Below are 15261 nucleotides of genomic sequence, written 5' to 3' on the forward strand. Positions count from 1 at the left end.
GGCATCGTCACAGCAGTCGGGGCATGGCTGTTCTGACGTCGCGTCTGACGTCGCGGCGTCACATCGACCTGTTGCGCGTCTCCAGCGCCACCTGTTCACACTGACCCGTACGCGGTCGTCTTTTTCGTTCGGCCACGCGGCTCGGTGCCGCCGCCGGCCCGGTGGCCACCTCGTTTTCCGGCGAAGTCGTCGTCCCAGCACGAAGTCATCGTCCCGGTAAATGCCCCGCGTGCGCCGTAACCGGCCCGCCGCGCGGAATGCCAGCCGTCCCGCCGCATTCTCTCCCGCCCAGAACATCGGAGTGGCTCCATGCGTTTTGTCAGGCCCACGTACGCCCTCACCGGCGTCACCGTCGCCGCGGCGCTCGTGCTGGGCGCCTGCGGGTCGTCCGGCGGGGGATCGTCCAGTCCCGGTGAGGCCGTGCCCAGCGCCGGCGGTTCGGTGACCTACGCCATCGACACCGAGCCGGTCTGCTACAACGTCCACGTCAGCCAGCAGGACATCACCGCCGAGGTCCAGCGCAACGTCGTCGACTCGCTGCTCTTCTTCGACGCCGACCAGAAGATCCACCCCTGGCTGGCCACCTCCTGGGAGACCTCCAGCGACTTCAGGACCTTCACCTTCAAGCTCCGCGACGACGTGACGTTCACCGACGGCACACCCTTCGACGCGAACGCGGTGAAGGCCAACTTCGACCACATAGCCGACCCGAAGACGAAGTCGCGGTACGCCTCGACGCTCATCAAGACCTACACCGGCACCGAGGTCGTCGACCCGCACACCGTAAGGATCAGCTTCTCCGCCCCGTCGGCGCCGTTCCTGCAGGCGGCGAGTACCCCCTACCTCGGTTTCTATTCACCGAAGACGTTGCAGGAAAATGCGGACAAACTGTGCACGGAGGGTCCGGCCCAGGTCGGTACCGGGCCGTTCACCGTGGCCGAGTACACCAAGGGGCAGAGCGTCAAGTTCGTCCGTAACCCTAACTACAGGTGGGCACCCGACGGCGCCGCGAACAAGGGGGCGGCCTACCTGGACGCGCTGACCATCCGCGTCCTGCCGGAGGACTCCACCAGGGTGGGTGTGCTCACCAGCGGACAGGTYGACGGCGCCCGCGCGATCCCGCCGGCCAACGTCGCCACCGTCGAGGCGAACAAGGAGCTGGGCACGGTGCGCCTGCAGGCCGCCGGCGGCACCTATCAGATCTACCTCAACGTGACCCGGGAGCCCCTGACCGACCAGCGGGTGCGTACCGCGATCCAGCGCGGCATCGACCTCGGCAAGGACGTCCAGGCCGTGTACTTCGGCCAGTACCAGCGGGCCTGGGGCCCGTTGGCGCCCAGCACCCCGTCCTATGACAAGTCGCTGGAGAACACCTGGCCGTTCGACCAGGCACTGTCCAACCGGCTGCTCGACGAGGCGGGCTGGACCGGGCGGGACGCCGAGGGCTACCGCACCAAGGACGGCAGGCGGCTGGCCGTCGTCTGGCCGCTCATGCCCGCCGAGTACATCAAGGACCAGCGGCAGGTCCTCGGCCAGGCGATCCAGGCCGACCTGAAGAAGATCGGTATCGACCTCCAGCGTCCGACCTTCGACATCGGCACCTTCGTCACCAAGGGCTACGCGGGCGAGTTCGACATCCTGGACTCCAGCTGGGCGCGGCCCGAGCCCGACATCCTGCGGCTGTTCTTCAACAGCACCAGCTCGGCGGCCACCGGTGGCCAGAACGCCTCGTTCATCAGCGACCCGCAGCTGGACGAGTGGACCAACGCCGGTGCCGCCACGCTCGACACCAAGATTCGTGACGACGTCTACGGCAAGACCCAGAAGCGGGTCATCGACCTTGCCGCGTCGGTCCCGGTCTACGTCCCCACCACGGTCGTCGGGGTCTCCAGGCAGCTGCACGGGGTGACCTTCGACGCGAGCTCGTGGCCGCTGTTCCACGGCGTCTGGACCGACAAGAAGTGACGGACGAGAAGTGACGGACGCGGGGCCGGTCGGGACACTCCCGGCCAGCGCGGGCCCGGCCGGGGGTGACCCGGCCGGGCAGGCCCTGGCCGGGCGGCGCCTGGCCAGGGGACGCCTGGTCAGAGGGCGCCTGGTCAAGGGGAGCCTGGTCAGAGGGATAGCGGTACGGCTCGCGGCGGCGCTGGCGGTGCTGTTCGGGGCGGCGACGCTCGCCTTCGCGGCGCTGCAGCTCGTCCCGGGCGACCCGGTGACGGTGCTGCTCGGGCCGTCCACCACCGCCTCCGCCGAGGTGCGGGCGCAGATCCGCGAGGACTTCGGGTTCGACCGGCCCGTCGTGGTGCAGTACGCCTCCTACCTCGGCCATCTGCTGCGGGGGGACCTCGGTGAGTCCTACCAGCTCCAGCGTCCCGTGGCCGAGCTGATCGACAGTCAGCTCTGGCCGACCGTCCAGCTCGCCCTGGCAGCGGCCGTGCTGGCCGTCGTCGTCGCGGTGCTCTCCGCGGTGACGACGGCCGGGCGGCCGCTGCCGCGCGCRCTGGCCTCCGCCTGGGAACTGCTGGCGGTGTCCACGCCGTCGTACTGGCTCGGCATCGTCCTGCTCACGTTCTTCTCGTTCCGGCTGACGATCTTCCCGGTCGCCGGGGCGGAGGGCTTCGCCTCCCTGGTCCTGCCCGCGATCACCCTGGCGCTGCCGGTCGCCGGAGTGCTCGCGCAGGTGCTGCGCGAAGGCCTGGAGACGGCGCTGGCCCAGCCGTTCGTGGTCACCGCCCGGGCCCGCGGGCTGACCCGCACGGCGGTGCGCTTCCGGCACGCGCTGCGCCACGCGGCGGTGTCGCTGGTGACGCTGACCGGCTGGCTGACCGGCACGCTGCTCGGCGGCGCAGTGCTGGTCGAGGTCGTCTTCGCCCGTCCCGGCATCGGGACGCTGACCCTGCAGGCGGTGTCGAACAAGGACATGCCGGTGGTGATCGGTGTCGTGTTGATCTCCGCCTCCGTCTTCGTGCTGATCTCGACCGTGGTGGACCTCGCCTACCTCGCCATCGACCCGCGACTGAGGAAGGGGTGAACCGACGGTGACCACCACCCAGCCCGGCCTGCTCACCGGTCCGGCCCCGGCCCTGACCGCGGCCGGTCGGGCCGCCAACCGGTCGCGGCGGCGCAGACGGCTCTCGCGCGTCGGCGTCGCCCTGGCCGGGGCGCTGCTCGTCCTGCTCGCGCTGGTCGCGATCGCCCCGGGCCTGTTCACCGGCCGGGCCCCGAACGAGACCGACCTCGCCCAGACGATGGCCTCACCCAGCGGCGCGCACTGGTTCGGCACCGACCAGCTCGGCCGGGACGTCTTCGCCCGGGTGCTGCACGGCGCCCGCACCTCGCTGCTGGTCGGCGTCGGCTCCACGGCGTTCGCGCTGCTCGGCGGCACGGTGCTGGGGCTGGCYGCGGCACTGTCCGGCCGGGTGGGCGACCAGGTGCTGATGCGGTTCGCCGACGTCCTGCTGTCGCTGCCGTCCCTGCTGCTGGCCCTGCTGGCGGTGACGGTGCTCGGCACGGGGACGGTGAACGTCATGCTCGCGGTCGCGATCGCCTTCGTGCCCGGCTACGCCCGGATCGTGCGGGCGGAGGCGCTGGTGGTCCGCCGCTCCGGGTATGTCGAGGCGGCGGTCGGGCTCGGGTTGCCCCGGCCGGTGCTCGTCGCCCGCCACGTCCTGCCGAACGCCCTCGGCCCGCTGCTGGTCCTCGGCGCCGTCGGCTTCGGCACGTCGGTGATCTACGCGTCCGGGCTGAGCTTCCTCGGCCTGGGCGCCGGGCCGCCGTCACCGGAATGGGGCGCGATGCTCTCCGAAGGCCGTTCCTTCCTGGCGACCGCGTGGTGGATCGGGGTGTTCCCCGGCCTCGCGATCACCGTGACGGTGGTCGCGGTCAACATCGTCGGCCGGTTCGCCCAGCGGCGCTTCGCGGGGAGGACGTCGTGACCGGCCCGGCGGGCGACATCAGCCCGGCGGACAGTACCAGCCTGGCAGGCAAGGAGGGCAAAGAGGGTAAGGAACGCAAAACGAATAAGGCAGATAAGACGGACAGGGTGGGCAGGGTGGATTCGGCGCTGGCGGAGCCCCTGCTGGTCGTGGACGGGCTCGACGTCACCTTCACCACCGGCGGCGCGGCGGTGCACGCCGTCCGCGACGTCTCGTTCACCCTGGACGCGGGCCGCTGCCTGGCGCTGGTGGGGGAGTCCGGCTCGGGCAAGAGCGTCACCGCGCGCACCCTCGTCGGCCTCACCGGTGAGAACGCCGTCCTCGGCGCGCGCCGGCTGCGCTTCGCCGGGGAGGACCTGGCCGCGTTCACCGAGGCGCGGTGGCGGGCCGTGCGCGGCCGGCGGATCGGCCTGGTGCTCCAGGACGCGCTGGTGTCGCTGGACCCGCTGCGCACGGTCGGCGCCGAGATCGCGGAGGCGCTGCGCACCCACCGGGTCGTTCCCCGTGCCGAGATCGACGCCCGGGTGCTGAAGCTGCTCGACGACGTCGGCGTGCCCGAGCCGGCCCGGCGCGCCCGGCAGTACCCCCACCAGCTCTCCGGCGGGCTGCGCCAGCGGGCGCTCATCGCCTCGGCGATAGCCGCCGGCCCCGCCCTGGTGCTGGCCGACGAGCCGACCACGGCGCTGGACGTGACGGTGCAGGCGCAGGTGCTCGACCTGCTGCGGCAACACAAGATCGACGGCGCCGCACTGCTGCTGATCAGTCACGACCTCGCCGTCGTCGGCGGGCTCGCCGACGACATCGCGGTGATGTACGCCGGTCGCATCGTCGAACACGGCCCGGCCGAACAGATCCTCGGTGACCCCCGCCATCCCTACACCCGGGCGCTGCTCGACGCCGTGCCCGTCACCCATACCAAGGGCACCCGGCTCGCTCCCGCCGCCTCCCGCGGCCCGCTGCCGGGGCCGGCGGGATGCCCGTACGCGGACCRCTGCCCGCGGGCGGACGACCGCTGCCGCGAACGCCTGCCGGCCCGTGCCGTGCCCGCGGGCGCGCACCACCGGCACGACGCGCTGTGCTGGCACCCGTTCGAGGCGCTGTCCGTCGAGGGGCTGGCGGCCGAGGTGCCGCCGGCCAGGGCCCTGTCCGTCGAGGTGCCGCCGTTCGGCGCACCGTCCCCGGGGCCGGCAACGGACGCCACGGCAACGGTGGAGGCCTGGGCGAACACTTCTGGTACGGAGGGCGCCGCTGCCACTTCCGGTACGGCCGGTGCCGCCGGCGTCGTCCCCACTGCCGCTCTCGGTCCCGCGGTCGCGTCACCCCGGCCGGCGGCCCCGGGTGACGCGACCGGGGTGGGCATCCCGCCCAGGGCGCGGGTGGGCGCGGCAGCCACCGGCGAGGCGCTGCTGGAGGTCGAGGGCGTCTCCAGGCGTTTTCGCTCCCCGGACGGCACTTGGCGGGACGCCGTACGGGACGTGTCGTTGCGGCTGCATGCCGGCGAGACGCTGGGTGTCGTCGGCGAGTCCGGCTCGGGGAAGACGACCGTGGCCCGTATCGTCCTCGGCCAGCTTGAGCCGGACAGCGGGACGGTCCACTTCGCCGGGCAGCCGTGGAGCGGGCTGCGAGAGCGTGCCCGCCGCGCCCGCCGCCGCCGCATTCAGGCGATCTATCAGGATCCGCTGGGCTCGTTCGATCCCCGCTACCGCGTCGAGCGCATCATCGGCGAGGCGGTAGCCATTGGTGGCGTCCCGAGGGACGCCGATCCAGCCATTGGTGGCGTCCCGAGGGACGCCGATCCAGCTATCGGTGGCGTCCCCACCAGGGACGCCGATCCGGCCAGAGCCAGCGCCCCGAGGGGCGCGGCCCGCCGAGCCCGGGTCGTGGAACTGCTCGACCAGGTCGGGCTGCCCGCGGACGTGCTGCGCCGCCGCCCGCTGGAGCTCTCGGGCGGGCAGCGGCAGCGGGTGGCGATCGCTCGCGCGCTGGCCCCCGGGCCCGACCTGATCGTCTGCGACGAGCCGGTGTCCGCCCTCGACGTGTCGATCCAGGCGCAGATCCTCGACCTGCTCGCCGGGCTGCAGCACGACCTGGGGGTCGCGCTGCTGTTCATCTCCCACGACCTGGGGGTCATCCACCACGCCAGCGACCGGATCATCGTGATGAAGGACGGTCAGGTGCTGGAGACCGGTGACGTCGCCACGGTGTTCGCCCGGCCCGCGCACGCCTACACCAGGCAGCTGCTGGCCGCCGTGCCACGACCGGTCGGCGGGCGCGCCGCGCCGCCCGGCCCAGCGGACGCCGGGCCCACCCCGGGCGCGGCGCCGGCCGCGGGCAGCCTGAGCGTGGTGTCATGATGACGGCCGTCCGGCGGTACCCGGCGCGGCGATGTCCGGCCTGTCGATGTCCGGACCGGCGCTGTCGAGGGTGTTGTCGGCCCTGGCGCCCGTGCTCTCCGCAGAGATGTCCCGACAGGTGTATCTCGAGGTAGGGGAGCAAAACCACTATCTTGGTGATAATAGTTGGAAAGTTTGAGGACCATCGGACGACATCAGCAACGGTGATCAGTGGTCAGCGACGAGCGCAGTCGCTCGCGTGCCAAGTCGGCGCAGCCGGAGGAAACGCAGCACCATGGGTACCGCAGCTCTGTCCGCCATCATGCCGCGATGGCCGGACGCGCACTCCACCGAGTCCGTTCCCGCCCTGGTGGAACGGGACGACGCCCTGCGATGCCTGGATGCGCTGTTTGCGGAGTGTGCCGCCTCCCGGGGCGCGACGGTCGTCATCGCCGGGGGAGCGGGTAGCGGGAAGACGGCGCTGCTGCACACCTTCATGGCGCGGGCCGCGCGGGCGGGCGCGACCGTGCTGGAGGCCTTCGGATCGTGCGTGGAGCGTGATCTCCCGCTCGGGGTCCTGCGCCAGCTCTCCCGCGGCGGCCTACGGGCCGGCCTGCCGGACGGCACCGGCACGCCCGCCGGCCTCGCCGAGCCCGCTGAGCCCGCCGGCCCCGCCGCACGCGGCCTGTTGCCCGACACGGCCTTTGCCGTGCCACCCGGCCTGCCCGACGGCCCGGCCGGGGATGCCACCCCCGCCAACCACCCGTCCCCCCACCTGTTGCAGGACCTGTGGGCCGCGTTGCAAACGCTCTCCGAGCGCGCCCCGGTGGTGCTCGCCGTCGACGACACCCACCTCGTCGACACGGCCTCGCTGCGCGGGCTGATCTACCTGGGCCGGCGGCTGGGCTCCCAGCGGGTGCTGCTGATCGCCACCGAGCTGGCGGACCCGGCCGGGGACCGGCTGCGCAACACCTGGCAGACCGACCTGCTGCGCCAGCCGCGGTGCCACCGGCTGCGGGTCGGCGCGCTGTCGGTGCGCGGGGTGGCCGAGGTACTCACCCCGCGGCTGGGTGCCACCGCCGCGGGTGTGGCTGCACCGGGCTGGTGGGAGCTCACCGGCGGTAACCCGCTCCTGCTGCGGGCGCTGCTCGAGGATCTGCCGGCCACCTCCGCCCCGACGCCGGTGCCGGCGGGGCAGCCGGCCCGACCGGCCCCCGGTGAGGCGTTCGGCAAGGCGGTGCTGACCTGCCTGCGCCGCGGCGGCGAGCCATTGCTGCGGGTGGCCCGGGGGCTTGCGGTGCTGGAGGAGGCCGGTTCGGCAGACCTGCTCCCACGGCTGCTCGACGCCGACCCGGCCGGCACCTATCCGACCGGTACCCGTCCGACCGGCGCCCGTCCGACCGGCACCGACCCGACCGGCACTTATCCGACCGGCGCCCGTCCGACCGGCACCGACCCGACGGTGGCCGGCCCGATTCCCACCCGCGTCCTCGACACCCTTGAGGACGCCGGTGTGCTACGCGCCGGCCGTTTCCGGCATGCCGCGGCGCGCGCCGCCGTCCTGGCCGACCTGGACGGCCCGGCCCACACGACGCTGCACCGCCGTGCCGCCGCGCTGTTGTACAGCAGCGGCGCCCCGGCGGAGGATGTCGCGGTCCACCTCGTCGCGGCGGAGCACGCCGGTGAGTCCTGGGGGCTCGACGTCCTGTGCCGGGCGGCCGTGACCGCCCTCGGCCGCGACGAGGCGGGGCGTGCCCTGGAGTGCCTGCGGCTGGCCGGCCTGGCCTGCCAGGACGACGACCAGCGCGCGACGGTCGCGCTGCTGCGGGCCCGCGTCGAGTGGCGGATCAACCCCGGGGCGGCGTTGCGGCACGTGGAGCCGCTGGTCCCGGCACTGCTCACCGGGGAACTGCCGGACCAGCACGCCATCCCACTGGTCAGGCTCCTGCTGTGGCACGGCCGTGAGGACGACGCGACCGCGGGCCTGCGTCAGATGGAGGCACGGCGCGACCGGCTCGACGCGCAGTCGCTGGCCGGCCTCGACCTCATCCGCGAGTACCTGCAGGCGAACCATCCGCCGCTGTCTGCCAGGGTCGCTTCGTTCGACGGCGCGGACGGCTGGTGCCCGAAGACGGCCGAGCCGAGCGTGGCCACAACCGTCACCGACGGCCCCCAGCTGCCGTCCGTGACGACGCTGACCGACGTCCTGCGCGCCGGCTCCAACCAGGACACGGTCCGTACCGCCGAGTGGGTGCTGCAGGCCACCCCTCTCGACGACATGACCCTGGGCTCGCTGGAGTGGGCGCTGCTCGTGCTGGTCTACGCCGAACGTGCCGACATCGCCGCGCCCTGGTGCGACCAGTTCCTGCGCGATGCCGCGCTGCGGCGGGCGCCGACGTGGCAGGCGATGCTCTCGGGCATCCGCGCGGAGATCGCGGTGCACCAGGGCGACGCGCCGGCGGCGCAGCGTCACGCCCGGGAGGCGCTGACGCTCATCCCCGCGTGGACGTGGGGGGTCGGCGTCGGCCGGCCGCTGTCGGCGTTGATCATGGCCTCGACGGTCACCGGCTGCAACCTCGTCGACCAGGCCCGCGACCAGTCCTGCGATCACTCCCATGATCAGGCCGGCGACCACATCGCCGACCAGGTCGCCGCGCCGATCCCGGACGCGATGTTCCAGACCCGTTTCGGCCTGCAGTACCTCTACGCGCGTGGCCAGCAACGACTGGCGTCCGGACGGCTGCACGCCGCGCTCGACGACCTGCTGACCTGCGGGCGTCTGATGACCGCCTGGGAGATCGACCTGCCGTCGTTCGTGCCGTGGCGGGTCGAGGCGGCGCTCACCCTGGCGCGCCTGGGCCGGGCCGCCGAGGGCCGGGCGCTCGCCGAGGAGCATCTGACCCGTCCCGGCGGCGCCCGGATGCGCGGGATGGGGCTGCGCGCGCTGGCCGCCACCCTGGAGCCCCGGGAACGCCCCGCGGTGCTGCTGACAGCCGTCGACATCCTCCAGGAACGCGGTGACCGGCTGCAACTGGCCTATGCGCTGGCGGATCTCAGTGACGCCCACCGGCGCGCCGGCGAGCTGACCAAGGCCCGAATGATCACCCGTCGGGCCGTGCAGCTCGCGCAGGAGTGCGGCGCCGAGCCGCTGCGGCTGCGGCTGACCGACCGCGGCGGGGAGGACGCCTCCGGTTACGGCGGGGCCGTCGCGACGCTGTCGGCCGCCGAACTGCAGGTCGCGATGCTCGCCGCCTCCGGCCGGACGAACCGTGAGATCGCCAAGAAGCTCTACATCACGGTCAGCACCGTCGAGCAGCACCTCACCCGCGCCTACCGCAAGCTGCGGGTCAGCGGGCGCGCGGACCTCCCGGTGATCCTGCACGTCTGAGCCGGGTAAACCCGAGCTGGGCGGGCGCGGAGCGGGCCCGGAGCGGGTTTACCCGGCCGGGCGGGGGCAGAGCCAGGCACAGGACGACCCGTTACGACGCCGGATTCACCCCGACGCTCCGCGCCCACCGCCGGGAGAGGGCCGCCGGGAGAGGGCTGCCAGGAGGCGAGCACGACCAGGCCGATCGTGCCACCGGCCCCGCCTCGACAGCCGGGAACCAGATCCCCGGGACAAACCGGCCGAAGCCGGCGAAAGCGTGAACGGACCGCACTGCCCTGGTAGCCGGCTGGTGGCCGTCCGATGGCCGGCAGCCCGGGGCGGGGGCCGGATGGACCGCTGGAGACGGGCCGGGACGCACCGCCAGGGCCGGAAGAAGGAACTGCCGACGGCCAGAAGAAGGAGTAGCCTCGGCAAGACGCCCCGATTTTCGGGCGAAGAGCCTAGCCGAGCGCACACGCTTGCGCCACGTCGATGTTCCCGTCACTACCCTCGGCCGGGAATGGTGGCTGGCGCCCCGGTCGGGTTCTTCGATGGACCCACTACGGCCGGCTCGCGGGTGCCGCAGCAGGCAGACGCCCCGCGGTGTCCGTAGCTTCGACGCAAAGGACACTATGACTATCGGTAGCATATTTGTTACTTATTGTAGTTCGCGCGTGTCTGTGCCGGCCCGCGACGCCGCAAGCCCGGCAGCCCCATCCGTGTCAGCCGCGCGGCGGGGGGAGGTTCAGGACGCTCGAATCCACCATATTCCGTTAATACCGGAGGCGTCACGGTGACCGCGCGGCCACACATCGGCCGGGGCCGGGGCCCGGGCGCCATGGTTCCAGTGGACGCCGTGGCTCCGGTGGACACGGTGCTCTCGGCAGACACCATGGACACGGTGGATGCTGCCAGGGACAACCCGGACGGTGCCAACCCGGACGGCGTCGACCTGCGTGCCGTCGGCCCGCACACCGCCGGCTCGGACGGTCTCTGCCCGAGCAGCGCCGCTCTGGCCGGCGTTCGCCAGAGCAGCGCAGGGCTGGACGGCACCGCTCTGGATACCGGTCTGGACACTGGCCTGAACGGCATCGGCGTGGACGGTACCGGCGGCGCGGACGGCCGGATGTTCGCCACCCGAGGCGTGATGGGACGGCTGGCAGCGGCCACGGACTGGGCCGGCACCGCGCTCGGCCCGGCCGAGGAGTGGAACTCCACCCTGCGGATGGCAGTGAGCATCTGCCTGGACTCGGYCTTTCCCGAGGCGCTCCTGTGGGGGCMCGAGCTCATCATGATCTACAATGACGCCTACCTGYCGATCCTCGGCCACAAACATCCACGCTCCCTGGGCCGGCCGTTCCGGCAGGTCTGGCCGGAGACCTGGGAGATCATGGGTCCGGCGCTCGAGCGGGTGCTCGCCGGCGGCGCCGCCGTCAGCACGGACGACCAGCTCCTCCTGCTCGACCGCCGCGGATATCAGGAGGAGTGCCACTTCACTCTCTCCCTGAGCCCGGTCCGGGACGTCATGGGCGACGGCGGCGTGGCCGCTGTCATGGCGACGGGGCGGGAGACGACCCGCCAGGTGTTCGCCACCCGGCGGCTTGCCTGCCTGCGCGAGCTCGCCACCGCCACCGCGGACTCGTACGACCCGTGGGAGGTGTGCACCCGCGTCATCGAGGTGCTCGGCCGGTATCCCGCGGACGTCTCCTACAGCGTCCTGCTGATGCGCGACCCGGACGCGCAGCAGCCGGTGCTGCGGCCGGCGGCGTCCTGCGGCCTGGCCGGTGACCCGCGGGACATCGACCGTCTCGGCGCGCTCGGTGCCGAGGCCCCCCTCCCCGAGCTGGCCGACGCGCTGTTCTCCGGCCAGGCGCGTCCTGTCCGGGGACTGCCCGGCCGGTTCCCGATCCGGCTGGCCAGCGGCTGCCGGCCACCGGCCTCGGCGATCGCCGCGCCGCTCGCCGAGGGCTGCGACGGGCTGGCCATCGGCCTGCTGCTCGTCGGGGTCAACGACCGGCTCGCCCCCGACGACGACTACCGTGACTTCGTCGAGCTGCTGGCCGGTCAGATCTCGACCGCGGTGGTGGTCGCGCGGGCCGGTGAGGTGGAGCGGGCCCGCGCCGCCGACGCTCGCTACCGGGCCCTGCACGACGGGCTGACCGGGCTGCCCAACCGCACCGCCCTGCTCGACCGGCTCCACCAGGCGCTCACCGGCGCCCGGGGCGACCGGCCGCGTCGGGTCGCCGTCCTGTTCGTCGACCTCGACGGCTTCAAGACGGTGAACGACTCGCTGGGTCATCATGCCGGTGACGACCTGCTCCGCGAGGTGGCGGGGCGGCTGCGCCGGGCCGTCCGCCCCGGCGACACCGTCGCCCGGTTCTCCGGCGACGAGTTCGCCATCCTGTGTGAGGACATCACGTCCGCGTCCTGCGTCGAGGYGGTCGCCGAACGCCTCGTCAGCACGCTGGCCATCCCCAGGACGGCATGTGAGCGGACCATCACCGTGACTGCCAGCGTCGGCATCGCCGTCTCCGGCCCGGAGCTGTCCGACCCCGAGGACATCCTGCGCGCTGCGGACATCGCCATGTACGCCGCCAAACGGCAGGGCCGCAGCTGCCACATGGTTTTCGACGAGACCATGCGGGCCCGGGCCCGGCGCCGCATGCGGACCGGGAACGACCTGCGCCGTGCGCTCGTCACCGACGAGTTGCGGCTGTTCTACCAGCCGGTGGTGAACATGGCCGGCGAGCTCACCGGCGTGGAGGCCCTGCTGAGGTGGCAGCATCCCGAACGCGGCCTGCTCGAGCCCGACGCGTTCCTGGCCGTGGCGGAGGAGACCGGGCTGATCGTTCCGCTCGGCCGCCGCGTCCTGGAGATGGCCTGCCGGACGGCCGGCAGGTGGGCGCCGAAGCTGCCGGCCGGTGTGGCGCCGCGGATCGCCGTCGACGTCTCGGCCTGTCAGCTCGCCGATCCCCGTTTCCTGTCCGAGATCATCGCGCTGCTGGAGGCCACCAACGCCGACGACCGCTACGAGCTCGGCCTGGAGATCACCGAGAGCGCCTTCGCCGACGACRTCCCCGCCGTCACCGCCGCTCTGCGCGACCTGTGCGCCCGCGGGGTCAGCCTGTACGTCGACGACTTCGGTGCCGGCTACTCGTCACTGAGCTGCCTGCACCGCGCACCCCTCGACGGCCTCAAGATCGACAAAAGGTGTGTCGCGCGGATGACCGAGGACCCCGCCGAGCACGCCGTCGTCGCCGCCGTCATCGGCCTCGCGCACACCCTCGGCCTCACCGCCGTCGCCAACGGCGTGGAAACACCCGAACAGCTCGCCGCGCTCCAGACGCTGCGCTGCGACCTCGTCCAGGGCCGTCTCCTCGCCAGCCCGCAACCCGACCTGCCGGCCCCCCTCGACTGGCAGCCCATCGCCATCGAACGCTGCTGACCCGAAATCCCGCCTCTGAACAAACAACACACCGTCGTGTGAATGCTGCTACCAATCGGTGAAACCCGGTTGGCACGCCTGTCTGATTCGTCCCGCCGCGCGACCCCACGCGTGTCCCGAACACCGTCGGGAGGTGGGCGAACGCGGGCGTGAACGGCGCGGTGGCGTGGTTTTTCGCCCTCCTGCGGCCCGGGTCCGCCACATTACTGCTCCAGCCGTGGCAACAGCCATCGGGAGCGGTGGGTACGGTGTCGACATCCTTGACACCGCCGCCGGTCGGGCGGCGTTCAGAAATACGGTGACGGGTCGAAGGGCGGCGTCGGCCCGAGGATTTGTCTGCCCGAGGATTCAGGCACCGGGGCTGGTCGAGTGCGGCAGTCGGGCCTTCGTCGGCGGCACTGCGCCGGGAGGCTGCCGGGACGGCTGGGAGCACGCTGGCCCGGAGTGGCTGTCCCGCGTCCACACGCCCCTGATCATTCGACCATCAACTCGCCGGGCCGGCCTTTTTCCCGAGTTGCAGACAACACCACGGAAAAGAAGTCGTTGTTGTGGCCTGCGCCGGCAACAGGCACCACCCCGAACCAAGGAATCATCCCGAACCAAGGAATCATCCCGAACCGGGATCCTCGTCGTGAGGGATCATATCACCCGATGTCATCACTTGTAGCGCCTGTCCCGCCGGGTTCGAGCTCGGCGTATCGGGCCGGAAGCGCTGTTCGAGGAGTGCCCCGGCACGAAGCCGGGCCGGCTGCGCCCCGGGCGTTCGTGCGTGTTGTCGTCTCGCTAATCTAGTCCTGATCATGTCAGGGTGAAGATGATACTGAAAATACGCTGAAGGAGAGAGCGGCCGGCGAGGAATCAGGGGCCGGTCGAAAATTCCTCTCCTGATCATGGACGGCGCGCGTCGTCGCAGGTTGCAGCATTGATCATATTTTCTTTCGGGATTTCTTGTCAGTCGTCCGCGTGATCTGTGTCGGATAGCCGACTGACGGGTTGTCACGCTCCGTCGAAGTATTAATAATCGGTGCACCAATGGTAGTAGTTTCGATAATGGTGGTTCCGTTACGGGTCGGCGCCGCCGTCCGTCGTCCATGCCGTTTGGCYGGTGTCCTCCTGGCCCGGTTCATCCTGGCCCGGCGTCCTCGGCGGGGCGAGAGCGAACCCCGGCTCCCACCGCATACGCGCGAGCGTCCGGACGGGAAAGGAGAACGATCATGACGGCAGGACTGGTGCGTCCCGTGACCACGACCAGCCTGCGCTCGATGGTCGGAACACCTGTCGGGCTGACCGGCGCGGCCGGGTACGCCAGGRCCGGCAGCTGGGCGGTCGAATTCTCCGGGCCGTTCCACGGGGCCGGTGTCGGAGAACGGGATGCCGTCACCGCCGCGAACAGCCGGGACTGAACATACGTGATCCACCTGTCCGGCCTCTCCTGGCAGAGGCCCTTTTATCATTTCGGGTCCGGTGTTACCGAGCTCATGGCAGCCACGTGTCATGTGCCGTCCGGGGAAAAGAAGTTCGAGCTGATGGCGTTGATCCAGGAAGTTGTTCCGGGAACCGGTCGAGGGCGCCAGGCCGGGCTGGCCGGGCCCACCGTTGGGGAAATGGCATGCCGGCACGTGCGGCGGCCGAGCAACCAGGTGTTCCGCGGCCGACCGTGTTCCGGTGACCGGTACCTTACGGTGTACCCGGGGTCACGCCCGGAGCGGCGCGGCAAACCCCTTTGCCACGCTGGGAGCCGAACGGGGGAGGTTGTTGGTGGTGTTTGCTCCGGCATCGCACGGAGATGCCATGATGTTCATTGACGAGATCGCTGTCCGGTGCGCCGGCCAGCAGCCTCGCACCGACCTGGGTAGTTTGCCCACCCGCGGCGCTCGGGACATGGAGAAATGGCTGGTCAGATATCCGGCCGTCACCTCCAATTTCACTCTGTCCGGTAGTTTCCTGGCAGGTTTGGTCGAGCGCCGCCCCGCCGTCACCGCTAAACAGGAAGCCCCGAACCGCTCTCAGCCACGTACGCTGTTCCGGCGATATGAAAAACGGCTGTGCAAGGATTTTCGGAACTCTGGGCCAGGTGATACGGAACATGTTTCGTCGTGGGCCGACACGCTGTTGCGAGCCTTGTTGGGACGATGCTGAAAAATGTTCGCCCTACGTGTGTCGGGGCCGGGGTCACGAGTM

General features: G+C 71.6%; 10 protein-coding genes. 9 read left to right on the forward strand and 1 reads right to left on the reverse strand.

Features of this window, described 5'->3' with window-relative positions; all coding sequences use genetic code 11:
• Positions 1-23: 23 nt before the first annotated feature.
• From BL254_RS29610 to BL254_RS27375, 7 genes are all read left to right on the forward strand, one after another.
• Positions 24-104 (forward strand): putative leader peptide, encoded by an 81-nt coding sequence (locus tag BL254_RS29610; RefSeq protein ID WP_371391025.1) that lies wholly within the window; start codon positions 24-26, stop codon positions 102-104.
• 205 nt (positions 105-309) lie between these two features.
• Positions 310-1965: an ABC transporter substrate-binding protein gene (locus BL254_RS19960; RefSeq protein WP_047224343.1), complete on the forward strand. Its 1656-nt coding sequence runs from the start codon at positions 310-312 to the stop codon at positions 1963-1965.
• A 115-nt stretch (positions 1966-2080) separates the two neighbouring features.
• Positions 2081-3031, forward strand: coding sequence for an ABC transporter permease subunit (locus tag BL254_RS19965; protein ID WP_047224357.1), 951 nt, complete (start codon positions 2081-2083; stop codon positions 3029-3031).
• Between the two features lie 7 nt (positions 3032-3038).
• The gene (locus tag BL254_RS19970) at positions 3039-3935 is read left to right on the forward strand and encodes an ABC transporter permease (protein ID WP_083731235.1); all 897 of its coding nucleotides are present in this window, start codon (positions 3039-3041) and stop codon (positions 3933-3935) included.
• A 116-nt stretch (positions 3936-4051) separates the two neighbouring features.
• Positions 4052-6289 (forward strand): ABC transporter ATP-binding protein, encoded by a 2238-nt coding sequence (locus tag BL254_RS25345; protein ID WP_083731240.1) that lies wholly within the window; start codon positions 4052-4054, stop codon positions 6287-6289.
• 274 nt (positions 6290-6563) lie between these two features.
• On the forward strand, positions 6564-9656 hold the full coding sequence (locus tag BL254_RS19985) for a LuxR family transcriptional regulator (RefSeq protein WP_076844544.1): 3093 nt from the start codon (positions 6564-6566) through the stop codon (positions 9654-9656).
• Between the two features lie 772 nt (positions 9657-10428).
• Positions 10429-13080, forward strand: a complete 2652-nt coding sequence (locus tag BL254_RS27375; protein WP_175648427.1) for a bifunctional diguanylate cyclase/phosphodiesterase — start codon at positions 10429-10431, stop codon at positions 13078-13080.
• A 473-nt stretch (positions 13081-13553) separates the two neighbouring features.
• Here BL254_RS27375 and BL254_RS27380 read toward each other — a convergent pair whose 3' ends face one another.
• Positions 13554-13691 (reverse strand): hypothetical protein, encoded by a 138-nt coding sequence (locus tag BL254_RS27380; RefSeq protein WP_175648428.1) that lies wholly within the window; start codon positions 13689-13691, stop codon positions 13554-13556.
• A gap of 603 nt (positions 13692-14294) precedes the next feature.
• Here BL254_RS27380 and BL254_RS26425 point away from each other — a divergent pair.
• On the forward strand, positions 14295-14483 hold the full coding sequence (locus BL254_RS26425; protein ID WP_139342413.1) for a hypothetical protein: 189 nt from the start codon (positions 14295-14297) through the stop codon (positions 14481-14483).
• A gap of 388 nt (positions 14484-14871) precedes the next feature.
• Positions 14872-15219 carry a hypothetical protein gene (locus BL254_RS26430; protein ID WP_139342414.1) on the forward strand — a complete coding sequence of 116 codons (348 nt, stop codon included), beginning with the start codon at positions 14872-14874 and terminating at the stop codon, positions 15217-15219.
• Positions 15220-15261 lie beyond the last annotated feature (42 nt).

This window comes from Protofrankia sp. BMG5.30, assembly GCF_001983005.1.
GTDB lineage: Bacteria > Actinomycetota > Actinomycetes > Frankiales > Frankiaceae > Protofrankia > Protofrankia coriariae.